Origin of the sequence: Shinella sp. M31 (assembly GCF_049199205.1) — a bacterium.
Taxonomy (GTDB): domain Bacteria; phylum Pseudomonadota; class Alphaproteobacteria; order Rhizobiales; family Rhizobiaceae; genus Shinella.
This window is the reverse complement of record NZ_JBLZPH010000179.1, coordinates 6,616-9,319: the sequence shown is the minus strand read 5'-3', so window position 1 is coordinate 9,319 and position 2,704 is coordinate 6,616. Positions and strand designations below refer to the sequence as shown.

General features: G+C 62.7%; 1 protein-coding gene and 1 pseudogene. One reads left to right on the top strand and one right to left on the bottom strand.

The annotated features are described in order from the left end of the window. Nucleotides 1-436: pseudogene (locus ACOZKU_RS27590) on the bottom strand (hypothetical protein); the annotation flags it as partial. A gap of 162 nt (nt 437-598) precedes the next feature. Between ACOZKU_RS27590 and ACOZKU_RS27585 the strand changes: the two are divergent. Continuing rightward, nucleotides 599-2,686, top strand: a complete 2,088-nt coding sequence (locus ACOZKU_RS27585; protein ID WP_421581586.1) for a S8 family serine peptidase — start codon at nt 599-601, stop codon at nt 2,684-2,686. Nucleotides 2,687-2,704 lie beyond the last annotated feature (18 nt).

The following is a 2,704-nucleotide window of genomic DNA, read 5'->3' as shown; positions in this document are numbered from 1 at the left end:
GCGCCGCCCAGGCCGGATCGAAGACCAGAGCGCGAATGGCCAGCGGATGAATGCGGGCCAGCAGGTGCGGATTTCCAGCGAGCGTCGGCGCGCGGTTGCCGCCGTCCATCCGGTCGAGGGCCGAAAGATGGCTTTCCAGCCACTGGCCGACCAGCGCCTCGCCGTAGGGGCTGAGTTGCAGCGGCCTGACGCGCTTGTCCCGGCTCTCCAGCGGCACGAGCAGTCCATAGGTGCGCAGTTCCGCAAGATGCGCCGTGAGTGTGTTCTTGCTGAAGGGCTGGTGTTCGGCGAAGAAATCGATCAGCGATCCGGCGGTGAGCGGCGATCGTGCCTCATCGTGCTTCCGCTCGAAATGCAGGGCGACGATTGCCTGTGTGATCAGCCATTTCTGCATGCTGGCGACATAGCGGACCACACGCGGTGCGGTGTTGTGCATGGCAAGCAACTGTTCCGCCGCGTCGCGCAAGACCGCGAAAAATGTCGAATCGCCATGCCATTTCATCGCACTGAAATCACTTTTCGAACCTGAAGATCGCGTTTCATCGCGGCTGTTATGGCACGCGCTTCCCTCTTACTACCAGCGCCACCTCACATCGGGATGTCATCGCGCCCCGCGGGTGACTCAATTTTGGGTGCACCCCGATATCGCCCGTTTCTTCGGTTGATCCCACCTTCCCCCTCTCGCTATGAGTGTTCAAACATCTGGGGAAACATTATGAAATCAATTTCTTATCGCCTGCGGGCGTGCTGCGCCATCGCATTGCTCATGTCCTCTGCCGCCAGTGCGCAGGATTTCCAGGCCGAGTTCGACAGCCAATGGGGCCTTCGCATGATCGGCGTCGACAAGGCGCTCAAAAAAGGCCTCGACGGCAAGGGCGTTCGGGTCGGCGTGGCCGATACGGGCCTGCAGATCGGTGACAAGCTGCATCCTGAGCTGGTCGGGCGCTTTCGCGGTATCGGCATCGATGGTTTCGGCGGCGGCCTCGACGATGGCAACGGCCATGGAACCCATGTGGCGGGCATCATCGCCGCCAACCGGGACGGCAATGGCATGATGGGCGTTGCCTCGGGCTCCGAGATCGTCGCCCTGAGAGTGCTGCTGGACGGCGCCACTCTCGAAGAGCAGCAGGTCGCAGCGGAAACCGCGTATCGCTACGCCCTCAAGCAGGGTGTGCGCATTTTCAACGCATCCTATGGCTATCCCGGTCCGTTCACAGACTACAGCCCCGAAGACATCGAGTCGTTCGCTGCGCGGGAATTGAACGTCTACCGCGAGGTGGTCAATGCGGGTGGCGTCATGGTCGTCGCCGCGGGCAATGACAGCTGGAAGGTCCCCAGTGTTCCGGGCGCACTGCCGATGTTCTTCCCCGAATTGCAGCGCGGCTGGATGACCGTTGCCGCTGTCGGCCCCGAAGGGGAACTCGCCTGGTATTCACAGGGCTGCGGCGGCGGGTCGAAATATTTCTGCATTTCCGCGCCGGGTGGCGACGACACCTACGGCGAAAAGGGCCTGATCAACTCGACCTGGCTCGACGGGAAATATCTCGGCGAGCAGGGAACCTCCATGGCGGCGCCGCACGTGACGGGCGCGCTTGCCATCGCCAAGCAGCTTTACCCCAATGCCAGCGAGCAGGAGCTCGCGCAGCTGGTGTTCCAGACGGCCACCGACATCGGTGACGCCGGTTTGGACGACGTCTACGGCTGGGGTCTGCTCAATGTCGGCAATCTGGTGACGACAAATGAGGCCGAAGCCGGCGCGATCTATGCGCAGGCGGCCTGGTCTCATGCAATGACCGTAAACCGGATCGCCGATGTGATCGAAAGCCATCCGGCGCATGCCGAGACGGATGGCTACGGCATCTGGCTTACCCCGTTTGCCAGCCGGGCAAGTCTCTCACTCGGAAGTGCCGACCTCTCCGGCGATTACACCACCGGCGGCCTGATCGGCGGTATCGACTATGCGATCGACGACCGCTGGACGCTGGGTGCTGCCGTCGGCTTCAGCCAGAACCGGTTCACCGCCGATAATGGCAACCGCGCCGAAGACACGAGCTATCATGCGGCGCCCTATATCGGTTTCGACGACGATACGTTCTTTGCCAATGCCACACTCGGTGCCAGCTTTTTCTCCGGCAAGACGCGCCGTGTGCGGGCACCGGGCATGGACGACACGATCCTCGGCCTCGCGGGTCTCGACATCGCCGGCGATCAGAGCGACCGGGCTTTGTGGGCAACCACGCGCATCGGCAGCCACTTTGCGTTCGATGATCTGAAGCTTTCGCCCTATGTCTTCAGCCGGATGGTGCGCCAGCATCTGGGCGGCGTGAATGAAACCGGGACCAGCGTTCTCGTGCTGAACGCGGCCAGCGCCACTGAGACAACAGGCGAAGTCGGCGTCGGCATGAAGGTGAGCACGGCACCCGTCGCGTTGAGCGGCCTCGACGTGACGCCGTCGCTGAACATCGCCTACGGCAGGAGCTTCGGCGACTTCAAGCGTACTGTCGAGCTTATGGGTTCCCCGATCGTCAGCAAGATCGATCCGGATAAGAACCGGGTCGCCCTCGAGACGGACCTGCTGTTCGCCCGCTCGGCCTCGGCGCTGGAAGGCAAGCTGAGCTACCGCGCCAGCGTGAGCAGCGACGCCGTCAGCCACACGATCGCAGCGAATCTGAGCCTCAAGTTCTAGAACCGGTCACCCTGGCGG

Excerpts from the sequence above, each read along its gene's own strand:
- ACOZKU_RS27585 (WP_421581586.1), top strand. The coding sequence starts at position 599 with ATGTCATCGCGCCCCGCGGGTGACTCAATTTTGGGTGCACCCCGATAT.